This window comes from Hymenobacter sp. 5317J-9 (assembly GCF_022921075.1).
Lineage (GTDB): Bacteria > Bacteroidota > Bacteroidia > Cytophagales > Hymenobacteraceae > Hymenobacter.
Window position 1 is genome coordinate 2,240,506 of record NZ_CP095050.1, and the last position, 20,852, is coordinate 2,261,357.

Here is a 20,852-nt window from a genome sequence, read left to right on the forward strand (position 1 = left end):
GACACCGCGACGAGGTTGGCTGCCCAACCCGTCAATTTTACTTTGCTGCGGGCACGCCCTGCAGGTAGGTGCGCTTCAGGTGGGCGCCGAGTTGCTGCAGGTTGGGGTCGTGTTCGTACAGCAGGTTGCGCCACAAACTCTGGATGAGCAGGAGCAGGAGTTGCGTGGTCATGTCGGGGCTGGGAGTGCCCAGTTCGGTGAAGGCCTGCTTGAGCAGGCTGTCAATCGGGCTCATGAAGCGCTGGAAATACTTCTGCACCAGCGGGCGGTTGAACTCCTTATCCTGCATCTTCCAGAAATCGGGCTCGTCGTGCACCAGCTTATAGGGCAGGTCGATGACGTTTTCGACCAGTACGCGCGGGTTTTTCTCGGTCAGAATGCCGCGGTTGGCTTCCACAATGCGCCGAAATCCCTGCTTGATGAGGTATTCAAACAGCTTCTCCTTGCTCAGAAAATACTTGAACAGCAGTGCTTCCGACACTCCGGCGCCCTTGGCAATGAGCAGGGTGGAGGTACTGTCGTAGCCCCGTTCTCCGAAAAGCTGCAGGGCCGCCTGCTCAATTTTGGAATGACTGGTCATAGCCCAACCTAATATAAATAAACCGCCAAAAATCAGTCGCAGGGCCATTTTCGGCCCATCTACGTGGCAAGATAGGGCCCACGGCAGGCATTTGGGACGCACAGACGTGGAGAAACGGCATGAATTCACCAAAAAATAAACCCATTCGCATCATACCCTCGGCGCTCAACGCGACCCGCCGGAAACGCCACAATGCCCCAAAACAATACAGCCGGTTAAATCGAAGCGTGTTCGATTTAACCGGCTGTAACGTGTTGAACTCCGCATGCCGTAGCTCCTAGGACGGAGACCCGAACGGATTCAACCATTGTTTTCCTAGGTGGGGTGGGATACACCTAGCGAAAGAGGACGTGGGAATTGGCTGCTCGGTCAACGTTTTGTCCGATAGCGAAACAAAGGTAGGTGAGGAGCCGCTAAAGCCATATAAGTGTTAGCTCACTATTGGTAAGCAAACACTCACTCGCCTTTTTATCAGCGTACTAAAATTCGGCAGCTGGGCTGGCTTACAGCTCCATAATGTCTTCGTTCCACAGCGTGGGCTCAGCTTCGATGAATTCGTTCATCATGTCCACGCACTCCTGCAGGTCGAGGTCGACCACTTCCACGCCGTGGCTTTCCAGGAAAGCGCGCGACTCGCCGAAGGTGCGGCTCTCGCCCACCATCACCTTCGGGATTTTGAACTGCACTATAGTGCCGGCGCACATGTAGCAGGGCATGAGCGTGGTGTAGATGACGGTGTCGCGGTAGCTGCGCTGGCGGCCGGCGTTGGTGAGGCAGTCCATCTCGCCGTGCTTGATGGCGGAGTCTTCCTGCACGCGCTTGTTGTGGCCCTGGCCAATGATTTTGCCGTCGCGCACGAGCACCGAGCCGATGGGAATGCCGCCCTGCGAGCGGCCCAGCCGGGCTTCGTCGATGGCGGCCTGCATGAATTCGTCTTTCGTGTTTTGGTCAGTCATGAGTTTGGTTGAATTGGGATTGAATTTATACGTCTGTCATCCTGAACGCAGCGAAGGGCCTTCTCACGTTTGCACCGATTGTGCTAGCGTGAGAAGGTCCTTCGCTGCGCTCAGGATGACAGGTGTTACGAGTAATGCTATCGCGCGCAAATGCCGCGATACGGGCAATGCTCGCACTTGGTGAAGTCGTCGGTTTTGCGAATGGGCTCGGTGGGGTCGAGGATGCGCAGCACAATCTTACGCACCAGTTCCTCCGACGCGACTACGAACTCCTGGCCGCCGTCGGTGATGAAGCTGAGGTCGGCTGAGAGCAAGCCTTCGTCGATGTTGCGCAGCGAGAGGATGGCAGTTTCGGCCGTTTCGCGCTGGGCGGTGTGGGCCAGCATGAGGCGGTAGAGCCAGAGCTGGCGCACCTTGTCGGCGCTGGAAGAGGCTTCGAGGAGCAGGCGCTCGGTGGCTTCGGCGGGGGTGAGGCGGTCGCGGTAGCCGCGCAGCTGCAGGTCGTTGCGTTTCACCAGGCCCGATTTGTAGTCGACCACGCGCAGGCGGCCGTCGGGCATCTCGTCCACGCGGTCGGCGAAGCCGAACAGGCGCACGGCCAGCGGCTCGGGCTGGCCCGGCACGTCGACGAAAATGGTGGCGGCCAGCTCCTTTTCGAGTCCGAAGAGGCGGATGGGGAGCAGGCCGGGCTGCTCGGTCAGGCTTTCGAGCAGGCGCACCACGAGGCGCGTGGCCACCTGGCCATACACGTGGTTCAGGCCTTCGTCGGCGCGGGCATGCTTTTCGGTTTCTTCCTGGCGCAGGGCCTTTTGCACCTCGGCCGGGGCTTGCCGGATGAGCTCGGGAATGTCGTCGGCGGTGATGGAGCGGGCGTCCTGAGCAAAGGGCTGCATGAGGTTTTCCAGCGCCTCGTGCACCATGGTGCCGAAGCTGCTGGCTTCCAGGGTTTCTTCCACGGCGTCGTTTTCATGGAAGCGGGCCACTTTCGAGAAGTAAAAGCGCAGCGAGCAGGCCAGAAAATCGTTGAGGCGCGAGGGCGAGATGTTGCGTTCCAGCACGCCGCGCAGGGCAGCCAGCATCTCGGGTCCTTCTCCAGAATGAGGTCGCCCTCGTAGGGATTTACGCCCACTTCGGTGTCGGGGCCGGCCACCGATACCGTTAAGTCCTCGAGCGTGAGCTGTGGGTTTTGGGGCAGCAGGTCGTTTTCCAGCTGCAGCAGGAAGCGGCTGCGCTCGCCGCTTTTCATGCCCTCGGCGCCGGGCAGCACGTGCACCAAATCCACGCGCTGGGCGCGCTGGAGCAGGCGCCAGAAGTTGTAGGCCGTGATGGCCTCGGCGTCGGCGTAGGTGGGCAGCTTGAATTCGGTGAGAACGTCGTAGGGAAACAGCGACTGCTGCTTTTTGGGCGCGGGCAGCACGCCCTCGTTGCAGCTAAGGATGATGAGGTGGTCAAAGTCCAACGCCCTGGTTTCCAATAGGCCCATCACCTGCACGTCGGCCAGCGGCTCACCGGAAAAGGGCAGGCGCGTGCGGCTCATCTGCTCATACAGGAAGCGGCGAAACGAGCGCACCGACAGGCGCTGCTCGCGGCAGTCGAAAGCCGAATCGAGCTGTTTCACCAGCGTGTAAAACAGGTAGAGGTATTCGGCTTCGATGCCGCCCTGGTGGTCGGCGTATACCTGCTTCAGCAAATCGATGAGTGTGTTGCAGGCGGCAATGATGTCGTCGCAGTTGTCCCAGGTTTTGAACAGCGCCTCCACAATGGGATGGTGCGCGCCGAGCCGCAGCAGCTCTTCGGCCGGCAGCAGCACGGCGTTGAGGCGCACGAATTCGCGGCAAATCTGGTCGAGCACGCCGTGGTATTGGGGCTCGTCGGCCTGGCGGTCCTGCCACTGCTGGTAGCGGCGCAGGAAGGGGTGGCTCAGCAGCTTGGTCACGGCCAGGTGGTGGTAGCGGGGCACGCCGTAGCCGGTTTCGGGGCTGCCCTCCCGAATGCCGGTGAGGTGCACCTCAAACAGCAAATCGACCAGGTTGAACAGCGGCGTGGCCTGGAAGCTCAGGCCCATGGTCACGTTGTAGTCGGGCACTTCGTCGGGCGGCAGGCCGTGGAGCACGGGCAGGAGCAAGGTTTCGTCGGGCAGCACCACGGCCACGCTGGCGTCGGGGTAGTTGCGGCGGGCTTCGGCCAGGAGCTGGCCGGCCAGCTTGCCCTGCATGCTGGGGTTGGCCACGCCCAGGTAGCGCACGTGGTGGGGCTGGCCGCGCAGCCATTCCACGCCGCCCCCGAAATTATCAAGCGACAGCTTCCACTTCTCGAAGTAGCGGCGCAGGTGCTGGCCGGCGCGGTTGGGCGAGTCTTTTTCGAGGTAAAACGGGTCGGCGTCGAAGCGTACTTCGGCCCGGCCCGCGTTCAGCAGCAGGCGAATAAGCTTTTCTTCCGAAGCCGACAAATTCCCGAGACCCACAAACACGTGGCGGGCCACTTCGGGCGCGGCGGGGTCCAGAATGGTTTTTTCCAGCTTCTCCACGGCGCGGCGGTAGGCCAGACCGGGGTAGGCGAGGTGGTTGGCCAGCATTCGGCGCTTCAACTCGTGGTACACGCGCTCCAGCTGGTTCCAGAAGCCGAACGAGTGCGCGGCGGCCTGGCTTTTGGGCGGCAGCTCGCTGATGTCCCAGCGCTCCAGGGCCTTGGCCTCGGTCAGGTAGTCGAAGACTTCGTGGGTGGGGGCCAGGTTCTGGTCGAGGTTGGAGAAGTCGTTGAGCAGCAGTCCGGCCCAGCTCACAAATTGGTCGAAATCCAAATGGGTGTCGATGCCTTTGAGAATGTCGTAGAGCAGCAGTTGCAGGGCAATGGGCTCTTCAACCTGCACGCCCGACAGCTCCACCATATAGTCTTCCATGGCGGCCACGCGCGGGGCCCACAGCGGGGCCGCGCCGGGCAGGGCCAAGGCCAATTCGTTCTTCAGGTACACCACGGCGCGGCGCGTGGGCACCACCACTACAAGGTCGGACAACTCATCGAGCGGGCCGGAGCCGTAGCGGTCCAGCAGCTCGCGGGCCATGGTGGCTAGGAAGGAGGCAGGGGCGGCGCCGGGAGCGGCCGCGGGAGGTTCGGGGTAGGAAATAGGACGAGCCGGCATTGGGGTAAAGATACCGGAGGTGGGGCAATGGGTGGGACGCTTAGAGCCGGGGCGAGCTGCCGCCGGGCAGCCACGCGGCCGGTGGCCTAACGCTCGCCCGCGCCGGCGTGTTCCGGGCAGGCGGGCCGCCGGCACCGGGCAGATTGGGCTGAGGAAGGTGCTGATGAGGCCGAGCGGGCAGGCAAGCCGTTGGGCTTGCCGCGCAAAATGCCGAACTTGACGAAGTCGCCAGCCGGGTTGATGGCCGGTGATGCTATTTGCGGCCTCAAACAACTAACCTCCCGCCATGAAACACCTGTACCTCTGCCTGAGCGCCGCCGCGTTGCTGGCCTCGCCCGCCTTTGCCCAAACCACCCCCACCGTCATTCCCGAGCCCGTGCCCACGGCGCCCGCGCCCGACCCGCTTTGGCGTAAGTCGCTCAAAACCGGCCTGGGGCTGAACGAGGCCCTGCTGAGCAGCAACTGGCGCGGCGGCGGCGTCAACACCATTGGCTTCAACGCCCTGGCCAACGCCCGCGCCAACCGCAAAAGCGGCGCTCACAGCTTCGACAACGAAGCCGATTTCCTCTTCGCCTTTTCCCAAACCAAGGGCCTGGGCTACCGCAAAGGCCAGGACCGGCTTTACCTCGACACCAAATACGGCTGGGCCATGAGCACGAAGTGGGACATGTTTGTGTCGCTGAATTTGCTCACGCAATTTGCGCCTGGCTATAAGTACGATGGTGACAACGCCCAACTCACGTCCGATTTCTTTGCGCCGGGCTTTCTCACGGCCGCCTACGGGTTTGAATACCACCCCGTCACGTACTTCCACCTGCGGCTGGCGCCTTTCGCCCCGCGCCTCACGGTGGTGAACCGGGCCGACCGTTTCGTGGCCGCCCTCGGCGATACGCCCTACGGTGTGAACCCTGGCCACAGCACCCGTTGGGAAATCCTGGCCGCCCAAATCCTGGCCGAGCTCGATAAAAACATCAGCCCCAACGTCAACCTCAAGGCGCGTTACCTGCTGTTCGCCAACTACCGCAACATCAACCCCCGGGAAATCGACCACCGCCTCGACGTGGGCCTCACCGCCAAAGTGGGCAAGTACGTGAACGTGTCGCTCAACGGCATTGCCCTCTACGACTACGACCAGGACAACGCCGTGCAGTTTTCGCAAGGCCTCACCATCGGGGTGGCGTATTCGGTGCAGAATTTCGTGGATGCGAAGAAGTAGCGAGTGTTAGGTATTTACTTTACCCAAGTTGATAATATTAAATGCCAGCCTCGTAGTGATAACTCTCGGTCACCCATCACCGCCACGCTTGGGGATAAACCGCAAATTTTGCGATTTGGGTTATTTTGATTAGTGGCTCATTAGTAATTCAACAGTGGTGTAGAAAATTTGAGACCATAAGGTGGTGTCGCTTAAGGTGCTAGTTCGCTTTTCAGCCCGTTTGGTACAGACCAAGATTTGGAAGATTCTCTAATCGACACTGCTACTTGGTAGCCTCGGTTTCTTACGGAGTCTTGCCATCTGCTTTGAGATGGGTATTTAGATTTTTGTAACGAGTCGAGAGCCAGCTTAAAGCCAACCATGGCGGCTTCGACAGGTTGGGTTTCAACAGCCGATAATTCGACCCAATAAAGCCGTCTAAACTTAGTGTCTTTTGCTTTATACTCCTCAGATTTAAAATTTAAGTGAGTAGTTAAATAACTTATAACCTCGGTGGCTTCGTCATATACTTTGCTCTGTTTGTTTTTGAATTTTGTAAGGGTCTCAATGGTTGCTTGGCGGTATTTTGCTAGGGTTTCCAACGAGTCTTGCCTATGCATTTTGACGAGTTCGTATTTGCGTAAATCAAGCTCTGCAGCCTTGTTTTGATTGAATTCTGAAATGCCTACGGCTATGGTCCATAGTGTAGCACCAATCGTCAAAATTTTCACGATAAGGTCTATTCTCTTTTCAGCATCCATGAGTAAGTGTGGGTCTTTTAAACCGGAGTAATTGTACGGTCAAATTATTCGATTACCGCAGTGCGTAAATCCGCTCAATGATTTCCACCACTTTCAGCCCTTCCAGTGCATTGGTGGTGGCAAAGCTGCGCTGCTGCACGGTGTCCACCACGTTTTCGATGACCTGCACATGGTTGGCGGCCGAGCCCTGGAAGGCGCCGTAATTATTGGCGGGATTAGTGGCGGGTAATTCCGGCATGTGGTAGCCGTCGAGATGGCAATATTCCACCTTGTCCATGTACTGGCCGGCGATGCGCAGGCTGCCGCGTTCGGCCACCACGGTGAGGGAGCTTTCGAGGTTGCGGTCCCACACGGCGGTGCTGTAGCTGAGCGTGCCGCTGCCGCCGCGCACGAGGTCGAAGGTGACGAGGCCACTGTCTTCAAACTCGGTCAGGCCCGCGTGGGTGAAGTCGCGGAAGCGGGCCGAAATATTGGTGATGTCGCCAAATACCCAGTACAGCAAATCGACGAAATGGCTGAATTGTGTGAAAAGCGTGCCGCCGTCGAGGGCCTGCGTGCCTTTCCAGCCGCCGGGGCGGTAGTAGCGCGCGTCGCGGTTCCAGAAGCAGTTCAGCTGCACCAGAAACACCTGGCCCAGGCGACCTTCGTCCACAATCTGCTTCAGCCAGGCGGCGGGGGGCGAGTAGCGGTTCTGCATCACGCCAAACACCAGCCGGCCGGTTTGCAGGGCCGTGTGCACAATGGTTTCGGCGTCGGCTTTGTGCAGGGCAATGGGCTTTTCGATAACCACGTGCAGGCCGTGGCGCAGGCCGGCCACCGCCTGCGGGGCGTGCAGGCCGTTGGGCGTGGCCACGGTGAGGACGTCGGCCGCGGGGCCGTTTTGCAGGTATTCTTCGAGCGAAGCAAAAAAAGGCACGCCCGGAAATTCGGCAGCAAGGCCGGGTTGCAAGTCGGTGCGCACGTCAATCAGGGCCGCTAGTTGGGCACCCTCGTGGCGCGAAACCAGCGCGGCATGGCGGCGGCCGATGTGGCCCACGCCGCAAATGGCAAAGCGGACGGGTTGAGCCGATTTATTCAAGGTATCCAAAATACGTAAATCAACAGTGCGGCAGGTAGGAACGCCGCTGCGAAGCTAAGGATACTCCATGCACTGGCCTTTTTTTGATGCGGTTGCCGCCGGACTAAGCCCACCTGCCACGAGCAAAGCACGAACTGGTAAATCGTTGTGAGCAAGGCAAAGAATAATGCCACGGACTCGCCGGTTGCACAACGATATGTTTCGCCTGCCGAAGGCACGTAGCTGTAGAATGCTGAATAGTAAATCCAGCCGCACAAGGAGGCAAACGCAACCAGAAGCAGCAGCTGACCAATCAGCAGTTTACCTGCCATGCGCTGCCACCAGCGAACCCCTGTATTAGCAACCATTTTATAGTTAATGCCTGCTTAGGCGGAATGGTCACCTGCACATGCAGCCATCAGAATCCGCTTATTAGTTGTGCCACATAGGCCACCTGCTCCACCGTCAGCAGCGGATGAATGGGGAGCGACAGCACCGACCCGCACAGTTGCTCCGCCACCGGGAACTGCCCCGCGCGATAGCCCAGGTAGGCGTAGGCCGGCTGCGCGTGCACCGGCAGCGGGTAGTAAATCATGGTCGGCACGCCGCCGCCCTTGAGGAAGCGCTGCAGGTCGTCGCGCCGCTCGGCGTCCGTTACCTGAATAGTGTATTGATGGAAGACGTGGGTGCTGCGCGCGTCGCGGGCTGGAACAGCAATGCCCGCCGTGCCTGCCAGCGCGGCATCGTAGCGGGCGGCCACGGCCTGGCGGGCGGCGGTGTTGTGCGGAAGCTGCCGCAGCTTCACGCGCAGCAGGGCGGCTTGCAGGGTGTCGAGGCGGGAGTTGAGGCCGATGCGCTGGTGGTGGTACTTGCGGCTCTGGCCGTGGTTGGCCAGCTGCTGGAGCAGGGTGGCGCGGGCGGTGTCGCGGGTGAGCAGGGCGCCGCCGTCGCCGAGGCAGCCCAGGTTTTTGGAAGGGAAAAAGGAGGTCGTGCTCACTTCGCCCACGGCGCCGGCGAATGCTGTCTCGCCGCTGGCAAACTGAAACGTGGCGCCAATGGCCTGCGCGTTGTCTTCAATCAGGGCCACGCCGTGGCGGGCGGAAATGGCTTTCAGCGCCTCTAAATCGGCGCATTGCCCAAACAAGTGCACCGCCACGATGGCGCCGGTGCGCGGGGTAATGGCCGCCTCGGCGGCGGCCGGGTCGATGTTGAAGGTATCGGGCCGCACATCTACCAGCACCGGCTTCAGGCCCAGGAGCGCTGCCGCTTCCAGCGTGGCCACGTAGGTGAAAGCCGGCACGATGACTTCGGCACCGGCGGGCAGCTCCAGGCTCATGAGCGCCAGGGTGAGGGCATCGGTGCCGTTGGCGCAGGGCACGACGTGCGCGCCGCCCAGGTACTGGCCCAACTCGGCGGCAAAAGCCCCCACTGCCGGCCCCTGAATGAACGCAGCCGCATCCATCACCTCCCGCAAGGCCTCGTCCAGGGCCGGTTGCAGGGCCGCGTGCTCGGCGGCCAAATCGAGCAGGTGAATGGGGGCGGGCGGGGCGGGAAGGATGGACACGGGCGGCAAGTAGCAGGAAGGGCTCAAAGATAGAAGCCGGCTCGGGGCGGCCGGCCCCGGCCGGGAGAGCCATCGGTATGGTTTTCGAGAGCTGATGGGCGCCCTGATGGTGAGGGGTGTTTGCGGGCCGGCCAACGAAGTAGTTGGCTGGCTGTGAGGGACGTGTTGGCCTGCTTTGGCCCTGGTTCAGCAGGGGTGGTGACGCATTGGTAATTCGTAAAGAATTGTCCTGCAAGGGCATCCAATTATAACCCCCAGTCAAACGCCTGCGTTAACCTACTTTGTGCGAATGCCAGCCGGCATCTGTCGCGCTATTTTTTACCAACGTTTTTGCGCTATGAATAACCAGAATTCCTTTCTCCGCACCCTAGGTTTTGTGCTGTTAATGGGCGGCGTGGCGGTTGCCAACACCGGCTGCTCGCAGGCTGACAAACAAGAAATTTCGGCCGAGAGCGACCAGGCATACAACGACATGACCACGTTCGTTAATGACGTGGAAGCCAAAACGGATGCCGTGGGCGACGAGATGAAGGCCGACTACGAACGGGAAACCGCGCAGCTCAAAGCCGACTACCAAACCAAAAAAGCAGCGGTCGATAAATACGCCGACCAGTACGACGACAACCGCCGCCAGGAAATTGACCGGCTCAACACCCGCTACACCACCGCCGTGGAGCAGCGCACCACTGCCTGGAACAACCGCACGACCGTGGGCGAGCTGGGCCAATACTACAAGCCCATGAGTCCGGCCGCCCAACTCACGGCCGCCAACGCCCGCACGACCTACGAAAAATTCGTACAAAACGTGAAAAGCAACCAGGAGAAATACGACATCAATGACTGGCGCAACATCAACGCCGAGTGGCGTGCGCTCGACGAAGCCTACGACAACGTGAAAGGCTCCATTCCGGCCAAAGACCTGGCCGAGATTCAGAAGGAAAAGCTGAAATACGCCGCCTTTAAGTCCTGGGACAAAACCAAAATCCGGGCCGGCCAGGGGGCCGATGCCGTGGCCAACAAAGCCGATGACGTGAGCAACGAAACCGCCGATGAGCGCAGCCGCGCCGGCCAGGCCATCAGCAATACCGCTTCCGACGTGAAAGAGGCCGGCAAGGACGTGGGCCAGGGCGCTGCCAAAGTGGGCAAAAAAGTTGGCGGCGCCGTGAAAGACGTGTTCGACGGCAAAGACGACGACAAGAAGTAAACCGCCTCGTTGCGAAGCTCAAAACCGGTTTCTGGCCCTGCGCCGGAAACCGGTTTTTTTGTGCGAGCCCGCGAAGGGAGTTGCTTACCGCCGGGCTCCGAGCTCCCGCAGCAGCCAATACAGCTTCAGCGCATCGAGTGCCCCCAGCCCGGGCCTATCTGAAAGCAGCTGGCGGCGCAGCACCGGCGCCGCCGCGCCCAGGGCGGCCCGCATGGGCGCGGCCAGGCCCAGCCGGCGCAGCCGCAGCGCCAACCGCAGCAGGCGCGAGTCGGTGCCGGGACCGTCTTCGTGGTACACCCGCGCCAGGTTGCGCACGGCTTGCTCGGTTTTTTGCAGGAAAAGTGCGGCCGGCTCCAGCCCGGCGTGAAGCACCGGATTATCGAGGTGCCGTATCGAAACCCGCGCCGCGGCCAACTCCTGGCCGAATCGGGTGTCTTCGTGGCCGTAGCCGGTCAGGCGCTCATCGAGTGGAAACTGCCGGAAAACGTCGGCCCGAATCAGCGCGTTATTGATGGTCAGCTGCCCGTAAGGCGCTGCCTGCCGCACGGAAGCCGGCCGCGCTTCCCGGACCTGGCCATAGAGCCAGCGCAGGTGCAACGCGGCCTCGGCGGGCGGGGCCACCTCGTAGCAAGTGCCGCCGATGAGCACGTGCGCCAGCTGACGAGCAGCGGCGTAGCGTGCCAGAAACTGAGAATCGGGCAGCATGCTGTCGTTGTCGAGCAGCAGCAGCCACTCGTGCTGCGCGGCAGCGGCCAGTTGGTTGCGGATGGCGGCACGGCCCACGTTGCGGGGAAATTCGCGGTACTGCACGCCCGGGTGGGCACCCAATGGCCGGTTGGCCGCAAGAAATTCCGGTCGGGAGCCGTCGTCAAACAGCAGAATTTCAACCGGACCGGGCCAGTCGGCCCGCTGCGCCAGTAGCGAAGTCACCAGCGCGCCCACCTCCCAGTTGTAAACCGGAATCAGCACCGAAAGGCCTGCGGTCATGGCAAGGGAAAGAGGGGATGAGCAAAGGCAAGCCAGCCGATTACTGCGGCTGTCGCGCCGAATCCAGCAGCTCGCCGTCCTTGCAGGTCAGCACGCGGTGCGGGTATTTTTCGAGCAGCTGAAAGTTGTGCGTGGCCATCAGAATGGCCGTGCCGGCGTTGTTAATCTCGGCAAACAGCCGCATGATGCTGTCCGATACGTCTGGGTCGAGGTTGCCGGTGGGTTCGTCGGCCAGCAATAGCACGGGCTCGTTCAGCATGGCCCGGGCAATGACCACGCGCTGCTGCTCGCCGCCCGAGAGGCGGTGCGGCATGCGGTTGGCCGCCCCGTTGAGGCCCACTTGGGTCAGCACGTCGCTCACGCGCTGCTGCTTTTTGGCCTTGCCCTTCCAGCCCGTGGCGTTGAGCACGAACAAGAGGTTTTCGGCCACCGTGCGGTCCGATAGCAGCTGAAAGTCTTGGAACACAATGCCCAGCCGCCGGCGCAGATACGGCACCTTGCTGGCCGGCAGCTTCGCCAGCGGAAAGCCCGCTACGGTGCCCATACCGCTCTGCAGGGGCAGGTCGGCGTACAGGGTTTTCAGCAGCGACGACTTGCCCGAGCCGGTGCGGCCCACCAGATAGGCAAACGAGCCTTTCTCGAGCGAGAACGTCACGCCCTGCAGCACGGCCTGCTGCTCCTGCATGATGGTGGCGTCGTGCAGCTCAATCACGTTTTCTATCATACGGCTACAAGCTCAACGGCTGCAATTTGCCAAACTCCAGGCCCGAAATCACGGCGGCCAATTCGGTTTCTTTGCCTTCCAGACCGTAGCGGTGCAGGTCTTTCAGCGGCCGGTCGGCCCGGAAATAGGCGATGAGCACAAACGCCTCGTCCCGCAGCTGGATGTAGTCCGGAATTTTGGCCTTGCCCTTTACTTTGATGATGTACATGGGGTGATGTGATAATTGATTGATGTGCTGATATGCTGAATGCTATACTGCTAACAGCAAGCACCTCCGCACATCAAAAAATCAGCACATTTACGAATTAACCTTCTTATGGTCGGCCAGGAACGTAGCCAGGCCCTTGTCCGTGAGCGGGTGGTTCAGCAGGCCGGTGATGACGTTGAGCGGGCAGGTCACCACGTCGGCGCCGATTTCGGCGCACTGAATGAGGTGCGGCACGTGGCGCACCGAGGCGGCCAGTACTTCGGTAGGATAACCGTAGTTGCTGAAAATCTGCACAATCTGCTCGATGAGCTGCAGGCCATCGTGGCCGATGTCATCGAGGCGGCCCACGAAGGGCGACACGTAAGTGGCGCCGGCTTTGGCGGCCAGCAGGGCCTGGCCGGCGGTGAAAATCAAGGTGCAGTTGGTTTTGATGCCCTTGTCGGCGAAGTACTTAATGGCCTTCACGCCTTCCTTAATCATGGGCACCTTCACCACGATGTTGGGGTGCAGCTCGGCCAGGGCTTCGCCTTCGCGCACGATGCCGTCGAAATCGGTGGCAATGACTTCGGCCGACACGTCGCCGTCCACCAGCTCGCAAATCTGGCGGTAGTGCGCCATCACGGCATCGAGGCCGCGGATGCCTTCCTTGGCCATGAGCGAAGGATTGGTGGTCACGCCGTCCAGCACGCCCAGCTCCACGGCTTCGCGGATGTCATCGAGGTTGGCGGTGTCAATGAAGAATTTCATGATAAGGTCTTGGGAAACGGGGGCTTGGGGTGGCAGTCAATGGAATGTTCATGGCCAAAAGCCACGTTTCCACTGCCGCAAATCCCTCCGGCTTTGAAAAAAGAATCGGCCCCAAAGCTACTCAATGGCCCGCCAAATTGCGGAACAGAGCAGCGCCGGGGCCGACTGGAAAAGGCAAAAAAAAGCAAGCCAAAATCGCACCGCTACAACCACCTACCCTTGCTACCTTCCGGTCCTGGGGGAGTTCAGCAGGAGCTGGTCGTTCTGACTTGCCGTTGCAAAGATACGCAGCTGCGCCACAAAATCGCAACTTTTCTCGCCTAAAAGGGGCGCGTCGTGCTTGCAACGTTGGCACTGAGGCGTCTGCGATGCCGTGACCCGGGTCGGTTCCGTTACTTTTTCCAAATTGCGTTGCCGGGCAGGCGGGCCCTAACCCTACCTTTGCGGCATGGAACGACTACTCATTCTGGATTTCGGCTCGCAGTACACGCAATTGATAGCCCGACGCATTCGCGAATTGCACGTGTTCTGCGAAATTCACCCCTACACCCACGCCTCGAACCTCGTCCTCAGCGACGATATTCGGGGCGTTATTCTTTCCGGCTCGCCGTGCTCGGTGCGCGAGGAAGGCGCCCCCAACCCCGACCTGAGCCACCTGCTCGGCCACGTGCCGGTGCTGGGCGTGTGCTACGGCGCACAGCTGCTGGCCCAGCAGGGCGGGGGCGAGGTGCTGCCGGCCACCATCCGCGAGTACGGCCGCGCCCGGCTGGCCGAGCTCAACGACGCCTCGCCGCTGCTGATGGGCATGCACGCCGGCTCGCAGGTGTGGATGTCGCACGGCGACACCATTCAGACGCTCCCGGCGGGCTACGACATCATTGCCAGCACGCCGGAAGTGGCCGTGGCCGCCTTCAAAATCGAAGGGCAGGACACCTACGGCATCCAGTTTCACCCGGAGGTGACGCACTCCACCGAAGGCAAGCAGCTGCTGAAAAATTTCGTGGTCGACATCTGCCAGTGCAGCCAAAGCTGGACGCCCGACCACTTCGTGGATTCCGCGGTGGAAGCATTGCTGCACACCATCGGCCCCGACGACCAGGTGATTCTGGGCCTGTCTGGTGGCGTGGACAGCAGCGTGGCGGCCCTGCTGCTGCACCGCGCCATTGGACCGCGCCTGCACGGCATTTTCGTGGACAACGGCCTGCTGCGCAAAGACGAGTTTGAAACCGTATTGAAAGCCTACGAAGGCCTGGGCCTGAACGTGACCGGCGTGAACGCCGCGCCCGAGTTCTACGCCGCGCTGGCCGGCATCAGCGACCCGGAGGGCAAGCGCAAGGCCATTGGCCGCACGTTTATTGAGGTGTTCGACCGCGAGGCGCACAAGGTGCAGGGCGCGGCGTGGCTGGCCCAGGGCACTATTTACCCCGATGTGATTGAGTCGGTGTCGGTGAAAGGCCCGGCTGTGACCATCAAAAGCCACCACAACGTGGGCGGCCTGCCCGACAAAATGAAGCTGAAAGTGGTGGAGCCGCTGCGCATGCTCTTCAAAGACGAGGTGCGCGAAGTGGGCGCCGCCCTGGGCCTGCCCGGCGAGATTCTGAACCGCCACCCCTTCCCCGGCCCCGGCCTGGGCATCCGCATTCTCGGCGACATTACGCCCGAGAAAGTAGACTTGCTGCAGCGCGCCGACGCCGTGTTTATCAACCTGCTCAAGGAGCACGACCTGTACCAGCACGTGTGGCAGGCCGGCGCCATGCTGCTGCCCGTGCAAAGCGTGGGCGTGATGGGCGACGAGCGCACCTACGAGCGGGTGGTGGCCCTGCGCGCCGTGACCAGCGTGGACGGCATGACCGCCGACTGGGCCCACCTGCCCTACGATTTCCTGGCCGAGGTCTCGAATAAAATCATCAACCAGGTGCGCGGCATCAACCGCGTGGTGTATGATATTTCGAGCAAGCCGCCGGCAACGATTGAGTGGGAGTAATCGATAGCCCAGAAACCAGAACGTCATGCTGAGCGCAGACGAAGCATCTCTACCGCAACAGTAACTCTAATTAGTGGCACGGTAGAGATGCTTCGGCTGCGCTCAGCATGACGTTCTTACTTTATAATCAATAACCCCAATGCCATGCGTTTTCACTGCCTTCAACACCTGCCCGATGAAGGCCCCGGCCACGCGGCCGACTGGCTGGCTGCGCATGGTCATTCGCTCACGTTCACGCGTTTATTCGAGCCCAACCCGGTATTTCCCGCACTAGCTGAGTTCGATGGCCTGCTGGTTCTCGGCGGCGCCATGAGCGTGCATGACGAGCAAAGCCTGCCGTGGCTACGCGCCGAAAAGGCGTTTATCCGCGATGCGTTGCGGGCGGGCAAGATTACGCTGGCTATTTGCCTGGGGGCGCAACTGGTGGCCGAGGCGCTGGGCGCTGAGGTGCGCCCAAATCACGCGCCGGAAATCGGGTTCTGGACGGTGCGTTTTTCGGCAAAGTCGCTGGAGCACCCGCTGCTGCGCGGGTGGCCCGAGAAGGCCACGGTCTTGCATTGGCATTTGGACACCTTTACGGTGCCGCCGGGGGCCATGCGGGTGGGCATGTCGGCGGCCACTGCCACCCAGGGCTTCGTGTGGGGCGATGGCGTGATTGGCCTACAGTTTCATCCTGAAATGACCGTGGAAATGGTGGAGCAGCTGATGGAATTTGAAAACCATGAGCACGCCGAGGAGCAGGAGTTTGTGCAGACGGCCGAGCAGATTCGCGCCAAACTGAAATCAGTGTGGAAAGGCCGCAAACTGCTGGAAGCGCTGCTGGCTAACCTGGTGGCGCTGCACGAAGGCGAAGCAAATGCTTATGGCCGCTAGCTGATTTTTACTTGCTCGAAAGTAAATGACCACTCCGCGCCCGGCTGGCCGTGGCCGGTGAGCAGCCCGAAGCGAATGGCGTGGCCAGCCTCTTGCGGGATGATGGTGTGGGAGTCTACATCCAGGTCCGTCAGGGCGCCAGCGGATAAGTCGAGCGCACCCAGGTTGAGGTCACTTATGCCCTGAAACTCCAGTTTCAGGCTGTCGTAGCTGCGGGTGTCTTCGTTGTACACGCCGAGCTGGAGGGTAAGCGTGCTGTGCTTGAAATCGATGTTGAGGGCATCGACGCCCATGTCGTGCAGCGAGGTTTGCTTCAGGTTTTCGAGGTCCGTCATGAGGTCGGTTGTTGGTAGCTGCGCGTGGTTTAGAACCCCTTCGGCAGCTCAATGCCCTTGATGGTCTTGTACAAACTCAGCGCGTTCTGGTCGGTCATGCCGGCCACGAAATCGGTGAGCAGCAGGATTTTCTCGTAGGCCGAAACGTGGGCCTGGTGGCCTTCGGCACGGAACTGCTCGGGCAGCAGCAGGAGCAGCTTGCGGCTGCGGTGGCCCAGGCTGGCATCGAACACGGCACACAGGAACGCATCAAGTAAACCGCCGAGGACCTCAAAGCCGGCGGCTTCAATTTCCAGCACCGGGCGGCTGCGGTAGAGCTGGTTGATGCTCAGGCGCTGCACTTCCTGCAAATCGACCCAGCAACTCAGCTCCTTGATAAGGGACTGGTCGTACTCGCCGCGCAGGATGGCGGGGGCGTGCTCGGCAAAAAGCGCGGCCAGCTCCGCCACCAGCTTGCCAATGAGGCGGGCGCGGACGTAGCCCAGCTCTTCGCGCCAGTCGTGCCACTGCACACTGCCCACGCGCCCGGCGGGGTCGTTGAGCATGCGCTTGAGCAGCGGCAAACCGGTTTCGGGCGCGATGAGGCCCAGTTTGAGGCCGTCCTCAAAGTCGATGATGCGGTAGCACAAGTCGTCGGCGGCTTCAACCAGAAAAGCCAGCGGGTGGCGGTGGTAGAAGCCGTTGGCTGCATCCTTGGGCAGCAGGCCCAGCTCCGCGGCTACGTGCCGGAAGCGGGCGCTTTCGGTCTGGAAATGGCCGTATTTCTTCTCGGAGGCGCCGCCCACGCGGGCATCGTCGGGCACTAGGCTGGGGCGCGGGTACTTGGTGAAGGCGCCCAGCGTGGCGTAGGTGAGGCCCAGCCCGGCGGTGCCGCTGCTGTGCGCCGCGTAGGTGTGCGTGAGAATGCGGAAACCGGCCGCGTTGCCTTCAAAATGCTGCAAATCGGATACTTCGGCGGCACTCAACTGCGCTAAATACGGCGCGGCGGCCGCGCTCAGGAAATAGCTGCTGATGGCGTCTTCGCCGGAGTGGCCGAAGGGCGGGTTGCCGATGTCGTGGGCCAGGCAGGCGGCGGCCACGATGTCGCCGCAGTCCTGGTCGAGGTTGGGCAGCTGGCGGGCCAGCTCGGCGTCGGCCTCCATGAGGTGGCGGGCGGCAAGGCGGCCCAGCGAGCGGCCCACCACGGCGGTTTCGAGCGAGTGGGTGAGGCGGGTGTGCACGAAATCGGTTTCGGGCAGGGGCATCACCTGGGTTTTGCGCTGCAAGCGCCGAAAGGCCGAGCTGAACACCACCCGGTCGTAGTCCTGCACGAAGGCGCCGCGCACGGGGGCGGCGCTGGCGGGCGGTAGCTGTTGGTCGGGGAAGCGGCGCTGCGAGAGCAGGCGCGGCCAGGCCATGGGTGTTTGGGCGGGCATTAGCGGGTTAGGTTTTCATCCAGCAAGCGGAAGGGGCTCAGCTTGTTCAAATTCAGCACGAAGCGGATGCCGTCGGTGAATTCTTGGCGGCTGCCGGGCAGACCGTCGCGGAATTGCGAGCCGGCCACGGGCACGTACACCTCGAAGATGTTCCGAACGAAAGGCAGCGTCACGCCGGCATCGTAGAACAGGCGCTGCGAAGTGGCACGACCGGCCAGGAATTGCTTCTCGCTGGTGGCGCCCAGGTCGGCAAAAATGGCCAACGGCAGCGCGGGCACATCCACCTGCACGTTCAGGGAACTGAGCCACTTCTGGCTGGCCACGGGTACAAAGGCCTTGAAGGCGCCGTCGCGGTTGTCGGTCTGGTGCACTTGGGCGGTGAGTGCGTGCGAAATCTGCTGGCGGTCGAGGAAAGCGGTTTGGCGGCGGTAGTCGGGACTGCTGCTCAAGCCCAGCACAAAGTCGGTCTGGGCCGCGCTTTGCAGGAAACGGCCGCCGAACAGGCGCACCTGCACGCGCTTTTTGGCGGAATAGAAGCGCTGGTAGGCTGCCTCGGCCCGTAGCAGAACGGCACCTTTGTCGTTGCTTTCGGTGGCGCTGGCCAGCAGGTGGTTGAGCTCCACGTTGGCCGACCAGGCCTGCAGGGCGTCTTCGTGGCGCACGCTGTAGGCGCCCGTCACGATGCTTCTGGTGCGGCTCAGGTCCTGGTCGGTCACGGAGGTGAAAGCCACCTGCACCTGCTGCTGGGGCACGTAGCCCACCCGGTGCGGCAAGATGAACGTGAAGCTGGGCTCGGTCTTAAAATAGCGCTCAAACCGCTGCACGGTGAGGGCCGTGATGAACTGGCGTGAGTCGCGCTGGGGCAGCGCGTTGAGCTGAATGCGCCCGATGCCATTCAATTCGTTGCGGTTGAAGCTGTACATGGGCATGAGCAGGTACTGCAGCTTCTTGGGCGCCAAGGGGTTGTTGTAGAACGCGGCCCCCAGCATGAGTTTGTCGGAGGTGTTGGCGCCGAGCACGGGCAGCCAGTTCACGGTGGCCTTGTCCCAGCGCTCCACGCTGAAGAGCGGACGCAGGTGCAGCGGCTCGGAGCGGTCGAGGGGGCCGCTTTCGATTTTGAGGCGGTCGTTGCGGCGGTTGAGCTGCGGGGTGAGGTAGCCGGCATCGACCACCACCGCGGCCACGTTTTCGCGCTTGAAGTTGAGCTGGCTCGTCACTTCTTCGTCGGCGTTGGGGTCGGTGTTGCCGAAGGGCGGCGTCCAGAGGGTTTCCAGCACGTTGTTCTGGGCGTCGACGGTGGACACGGGCACGGCCCACGGCACCGACGAGTCGGTGCGCACCAGCACCTTCACCACGTCGTTGAACACGGCCAGCGCGCTGATGTCGGCGTCATAAGGCTGCGCTGTGCCCAGGAAATCCCGGAAAAACCAGCCCAGCTTCTGCCCCGTGCTTTCCTCAAACACGGCCTGCATGTCTTCGGGGTAGGGGTGCTTGAACTGCCAGCGCGCGTAGTATTGGTGCATGGCCGCGTCGAATTTCTCCTGCCCGAGGTAGCCCGCCAGGTATTTCATCGAAAGGGCGGTTTTCTCATATACCGTGGCCGCGTAGTTCACCTGCGTGTACTCGGCCGACGTGGGGCCCTGCACGGGCTGGGCCAGGCCGCGCGTGGCCATGGCCTGATAGGGCAGCCAGCTCAGGGCCGTGCCGGGCAGATTTTCCAGGCCGAAAGCCTTGGCCACGGGCTTGGCCGTTTGGAGGGCGGACAGCATGCCGGCCTGCGGGTTGGTGAGCTCCTCTACGCGGTACTGAAAGTAGGAATTCATGCCCTCGTCCAGCCACGGAAAGTCGCGCTCATTCGAGCCCAGGATGCCGTAGAACCAGTTGTGGCCCACTTCGTGCACAATGGCTTCGGGCTCGGTCACGGTCACCATGGGGTATTCCATGCCGCTGCCGGCCGAAAGGGCGCCGTCTACGGCGGTGGCGCTGGCGTAGGGGTAGTCGCCCACCCATTTCGAGTAGTTGCGCACGGCGTCGTTCACGTCCTGCAGCCCTTTTATCCACTTCATCGCCTGGCGGTTGGTGAATAGCACCCAGGTCGAAACCGCCCGGCCCGAAGGTAACTGCACCGAGTCGCGCAGCACGTTGAAGCGCTTGTCGGCGAACCAGGCGAAATCGTGCACCCGTTCCTGCTTGTAGCGCAGGGTTTTGGTGGTAGGGGCTGAGGCTGGGAAGGCCATGTCCTTGCCGAAGTCGTCGGCCGTTTTCTTCGACGCGGTGGCGGTGGCCAACGCGGCCATGCGGGCCTGCTCGTCGGGGTTTTGGAGCACGCCTGTGGCCCCCACCGTGTAGTTGCTGGGCAGGGTGATGCTTACGTCGAAGGAACCGTATTCGGAGTAAAACTCGCCCTGGCTGAGGTAGGGGATGGGGTGCCAGCCGCGCCGGTCCAGCACGGCCGGCTTGGGGTACCACTGCGAAATCTGGTAGCTCTGCCCCACGTGCCCGAGGCGCGAAAACGACCCCGGCAGCTTCACCCGAAACGGCGTGGCGATGGTGGCCGTGGCGCCCGGCGCCAGCGCCTGCGGCAGCACCAGCTTGGCGATGTCGGGATTCTTGGGGTCAAATTCGAGCTTGGCCGCCTGCCCGTTCACCGCAAAGGCGAGGCTGTCGATAAAGCCCCGGTCTTTAGCTTTGGCAAACAGGAATTTGCGGTTGCCATGGCGCTGCTGCTCCTGCCCAAAGGCCGTGTGGTTGTCGCGGTAAGCATTGGGCCACAGATGGAACCAGATGAAGCCCAGCGGCTGCGGCGAGTTGTTGTGGTATACCAGCTCTTCGCGGCCGCGCAGGTAGTGGGCGCGGTCGTCGAGCTTCACGTCGATGGCATAGTTGACTTCCTGCTGGAAGTAAGGCACCGCGGCGGCTTTGGCCGGGGCGGCGGGCTTGGGTTTGGGGCGGCGCTGGCCCAGGGCCAGGCCCGGCAGCAGGGCCAATAGCCCGAAGAGAAAACGATTTTTCATGCAGAATTCAATGGGCCGGGAGTAGAGCCGCGCCTTCGGGGCGAAGCTACGGCGCGCCGGATAACGGAGCTGCGGAACGCAGCGCAATGGCCGTAAAGCAACGCAAAAG

At 61.8% G+C, this 20,852-nt stretch carries 18 protein-coding genes and 1 other RNA gene; 4 read left to right on the plus strand and 15 right to left on the minus strand.

The features are described 5' to 3' along the window. Positions 1 to 37 precede the first annotated feature (37 nt). The 3 genes from MUN81_RS09315 to MUN81_RS09325 form a co-directional block, all read right to left on the minus strand. Entirely contained in the window at positions 38 to 580 is a 543-nt protein-coding gene (locus MUN81_RS09315) for a TetR/AcrR family transcriptional regulator (RefSeq protein WP_245117028.1), read from the minus strand. Between the two features lie 503 nt (positions 581 to 1,083). Then, entirely contained in the window at positions 1,084 to 1,536 is a 453-nt protein-coding gene (locus MUN81_RS09320; protein ID WP_245117029.1) for a nucleoside deaminase, read from the minus strand. 137 nt (positions 1,537 to 1,673) lie between these two features. Further along, positions 1,674 to 2,615, minus strand: coding sequence for a PD-(D/E)XK nuclease family protein (locus MUN81_RS09325; protein WP_245117030.1), 942 nt, complete (start codon positions 2,613 to 2,615; stop codon positions 1,674 to 1,676). Positions 2,616 to 4,961: 2,346 nt separating this feature from the next. On the opposite strand from MUN81_RS09325, the gene MUN81_RS09330 reads away from it, so the two are divergent. Beyond that, positions 4,962 to 5,891, plus strand: a complete 930-nt coding sequence (locus tag MUN81_RS09330; protein WP_245117031.1) for a DUF3078 domain-containing protein — start codon at positions 4,962 to 4,964, stop codon at positions 5,889 to 5,891. 191 nt (positions 5,892 to 6,082) lie between these two features. Here the strand turns inward: MUN81_RS09330 and MUN81_RS09335 are convergent, their stop codons facing one another. Genes MUN81_RS09335 through MUN81_RS09350 form a run of 4 tightly spaced genes read right to left on the minus strand, consistent with a single transcriptional unit; the run spans position 6,083 to position 9,252 of the window. After that, positions 6,083 to 6,631: a hypothetical protein gene (locus MUN81_RS09335; RefSeq protein WP_245117032.1), complete on the minus strand. Its 549-nt coding sequence runs from the start codon at positions 6,629 to 6,631 to the stop codon at positions 6,083 to 6,085. A 52-nt stretch (positions 6,632 to 6,683) separates the two neighbouring features. Further along, on the minus strand, positions 6,684 to 7,709 hold the full coding sequence (locus tag MUN81_RS09340; protein WP_245117033.1) for a Gfo/Idh/MocA family oxidoreductase: 1,026 nt from the start codon (positions 7,707 to 7,709) through the stop codon (positions 6,684 to 6,686). Next, complete coding sequence (locus MUN81_RS09345; protein ID WP_245117034.1) at positions 7,706 to 8,056, minus strand: hypothetical protein; 351 nt, start codon at positions 8,054 to 8,056, stop codon at positions 7,706 to 7,708. Before MUN81_RS09345 ends, MUN81_RS09340 begins: the two co-directional genes overlap by 4 nt. A gap of 50 nt (positions 8,057 to 8,106) precedes the next feature. Further along, the gene (locus MUN81_RS09350) at positions 8,107 to 9,252 is read right to left on the minus strand and encodes a DegT/DnrJ/EryC1/StrS family aminotransferase (protein ID WP_245117035.1); all 1,146 of its coding nucleotides are present in this window, start codon (positions 9,250 to 9,252) and stop codon (positions 8,107 to 8,109) included. A 337-nt stretch (positions 9,253 to 9,589) separates the two neighbouring features. Between MUN81_RS09350 and MUN81_RS09355 the strand changes: the two genes are divergently transcribed. Then, entirely contained in the window at positions 9,590 to 10,456 is an 867-nt protein-coding gene (locus MUN81_RS09355) for a DUF6565 domain-containing protein (RefSeq protein ID WP_245117036.1), read from the plus strand. A gap of 84 nt (positions 10,457 to 10,540) precedes the next feature. Here the strand turns inward: MUN81_RS09355 and MUN81_RS09360 are convergent, their stop codons facing one another. From MUN81_RS09360 to ffs, 5 genes are all read right to left on the minus strand, one after another. Beyond that, positions 10,541 to 11,443 carry a glycosyltransferase family 2 protein gene (locus tag MUN81_RS09360; RefSeq protein WP_245117037.1) on the minus strand — a complete coding sequence of 301 codons (903 nt, stop codon included), beginning with the start codon at positions 11,441 to 11,443 and terminating at the stop codon, positions 10,541 to 10,543. A gap of 40 nt (positions 11,444 to 11,483) precedes the next feature. Beyond that, on the minus strand, positions 11,484 to 12,167 hold the full coding sequence (locus tag MUN81_RS09365; RefSeq protein WP_245117038.1) for an ATP-binding cassette domain-containing protein: 684 nt from the start codon (positions 12,165 to 12,167) through the stop codon (positions 11,484 to 11,486). 4 nt (positions 12,168 to 12,171) lie between these two features. Further along, on the minus strand, positions 12,172 to 12,375 hold the full coding sequence (locus tag MUN81_RS09370) for a fructose-6-phosphate aldolase (RefSeq protein ID WP_196288256.1): 204 nt from the start codon (positions 12,373 to 12,375) through the stop codon (positions 12,172 to 12,174). A 90-nt stretch (positions 12,376 to 12,465) separates the two neighbouring features. Beyond that, on the minus strand, positions 12,466 to 13,122 hold the full coding sequence (gene fsa / locus MUN81_RS09375; protein WP_245117039.1) for a fructose-6-phosphate aldolase: 657 nt from the start codon (positions 13,120 to 13,122) through the stop codon (positions 12,466 to 12,468). Between the two features lie 178 nt (positions 13,123 to 13,300). Further along, an RNA gene (ffs, locus tag MUN81_RS09380) (signal recognition particle sRNA small type) lies at positions 13,301 to 13,398 on the minus strand. Between the two features lie 172 nt (positions 13,399 to 13,570). Between ffs and guaA the strand changes: the two genes are divergently transcribed. After that, positions 13,571 to 15,106, plus strand: a complete 1,536-nt coding sequence (gene guaA / locus MUN81_RS09385) for a glutamine-hydrolyzing GMP synthase (RefSeq protein ID WP_245117040.1) — start codon at positions 13,571 to 13,573, stop codon at positions 15,104 to 15,106. 144 nt (positions 15,107 to 15,250) lie between these two features. Next, positions 15,251 to 15,979: a type 1 glutamine amidotransferase gene (locus MUN81_RS09390; protein WP_245117041.1), complete on the plus strand. Its 729-nt coding sequence runs from the start codon at positions 15,251 to 15,253 to the stop codon at positions 15,977 to 15,979. Here the strand turns inward: MUN81_RS09390 and MUN81_RS09395 are convergent. Genes MUN81_RS09395 through MUN81_RS09405 form a run of 3 tightly spaced genes read right to left on the minus strand, consistent with a single transcriptional unit; the run spans position 15,976 to position 20,743 of the window. Then, positions 15,976 to 16,314 carry a hypothetical protein gene (locus MUN81_RS09395; RefSeq protein WP_245117042.1) on the minus strand — a complete coding sequence of 113 codons (339 nt, stop codon included), beginning with the start codon at positions 16,312 to 16,314 and terminating at the stop codon, positions 15,976 to 15,978. The two genes, MUN81_RS09390 and MUN81_RS09395, sit on opposite strands and share 4 nt — an antisense overlap. A gap of 29 nt (positions 16,315 to 16,343) precedes the next feature. Then, entirely contained in the window at positions 16,344 to 17,729 is a 1,386-nt protein-coding gene (dgt, locus tag MUN81_RS09400; protein WP_245117043.1) for a dGTP triphosphohydrolase, read from the minus strand. Then, positions 17,729 to 20,743, minus strand: coding sequence for a M1 family metallopeptidase (locus MUN81_RS09405; protein WP_245117044.1), 3,015 nt, complete (start codon positions 20,741 to 20,743; stop codon positions 17,729 to 17,731). The genes dgt and MUN81_RS09405 overlap by 1 nt, the downstream gene beginning before the upstream one ends. Between the last annotated feature and the right edge of the window lie 109 nt (positions 20,744 to 20,852).

Bases quoted from the DNA above. Each gene is read 5' to 3' on its own strand.
- MUN81_RS09405 (WP_245117044.1), bottom strand. From the start codon at position 20,743: ATGAAAAATCGTTTTCTCTTCGGGCTATTGGCCCTGCTGCCGGGCCTG.
- MUN81_RS09370 (WP_196288256.1), bottom strand. From the start codon at position 12,375: ATGTACATCATCAAAGTAAAGGGCAAGGCCAAAATTCCGGACTACATC.
- fsa (WP_245117039.1), bottom strand. From the start codon at position 13,122: ATGAAATTCTTCATTGACACCGCCAACCTCGATGACATCCGCGAAGCC.
- MUN81_RS09355 (WP_245117036.1), top strand. From the start codon at position 9,590: ATGAATAACCAGAATTCCTTTCTCCGCACCCTAGGTTTTGTGCTGTTA.
- MUN81_RS09365 (WP_245117038.1), bottom strand. From the start codon at position 12,167: ATGATAGAAAACGTGATTGAGCTGCACGACGCCACCATCATGCAGGAG.
- MUN81_RS09395 (WP_245117042.1), bottom strand. From the start codon at position 16,314: ATGACGGACCTCGAAAACCTGAAGCAAACCTCGCTGCACGACATGGGC.
- MUN81_RS09360 (WP_245117037.1), bottom strand. From the start codon at position 11,443: ATGACCGCAGGCCTTTCGGTGCTGATTCCGGTTTACAACTGGGAGGTG.
- MUN81_RS09325 (WP_245117030.1), bottom strand. From the start codon at position 2,615: ATGCTGGCTGCCCTGCGCGGCGTGCTGGAACGCAACATCTCGCCCTCG.
- dgt (WP_245117043.1), bottom strand. From the start codon at position 17,729: ATGCCCGCCCAAACACCCATGGCCTGGCCGCGCCTGCTCTCGCAGCGC.
- MUN81_RS09330 (WP_245117031.1), top strand. From the start codon at position 4,962: ATGAAACACCTGTACCTCTGCCTGAGCGCCGCCGCGTTGCTGGCCTCG.
- MUN81_RS09345 (WP_245117034.1), bottom strand. From the start codon at position 8,056: ATGGTTGCTAATACAGGGGTTCGCTGGTGGCAGCGCATGGCAGGTAAA.
- guaA (WP_245117040.1), top strand. From the start codon at position 13,571: ATGGAACGACTACTCATTCTGGATTTCGGCTCGCAGTACACGCAATTG.
- MUN81_RS09335 (WP_245117032.1), bottom strand. From the start codon at position 6,631: ATGGATGCTGAAAAGAGAATAGACCTTATCGTGAAAATTTTGACGATT.
- MUN81_RS09390 (WP_245117041.1), top strand. From the start codon at position 15,251: ATGCGTTTTCACTGCCTTCAACACCTGCCCGATGAAGGCCCCGGCCAC.
- MUN81_RS09315 (WP_245117028.1), bottom strand. From the start codon at position 580: ATGACCAGTCATTCCAAAATTGAGCAGGCGGCCCTGCAGCTTTTCGGA.
- MUN81_RS09320 (WP_245117029.1), bottom strand. From the start codon at position 1,536: ATGACTGACCAAAACACGAAAGACGAATTCATGCAGGCCGCCATCGAC.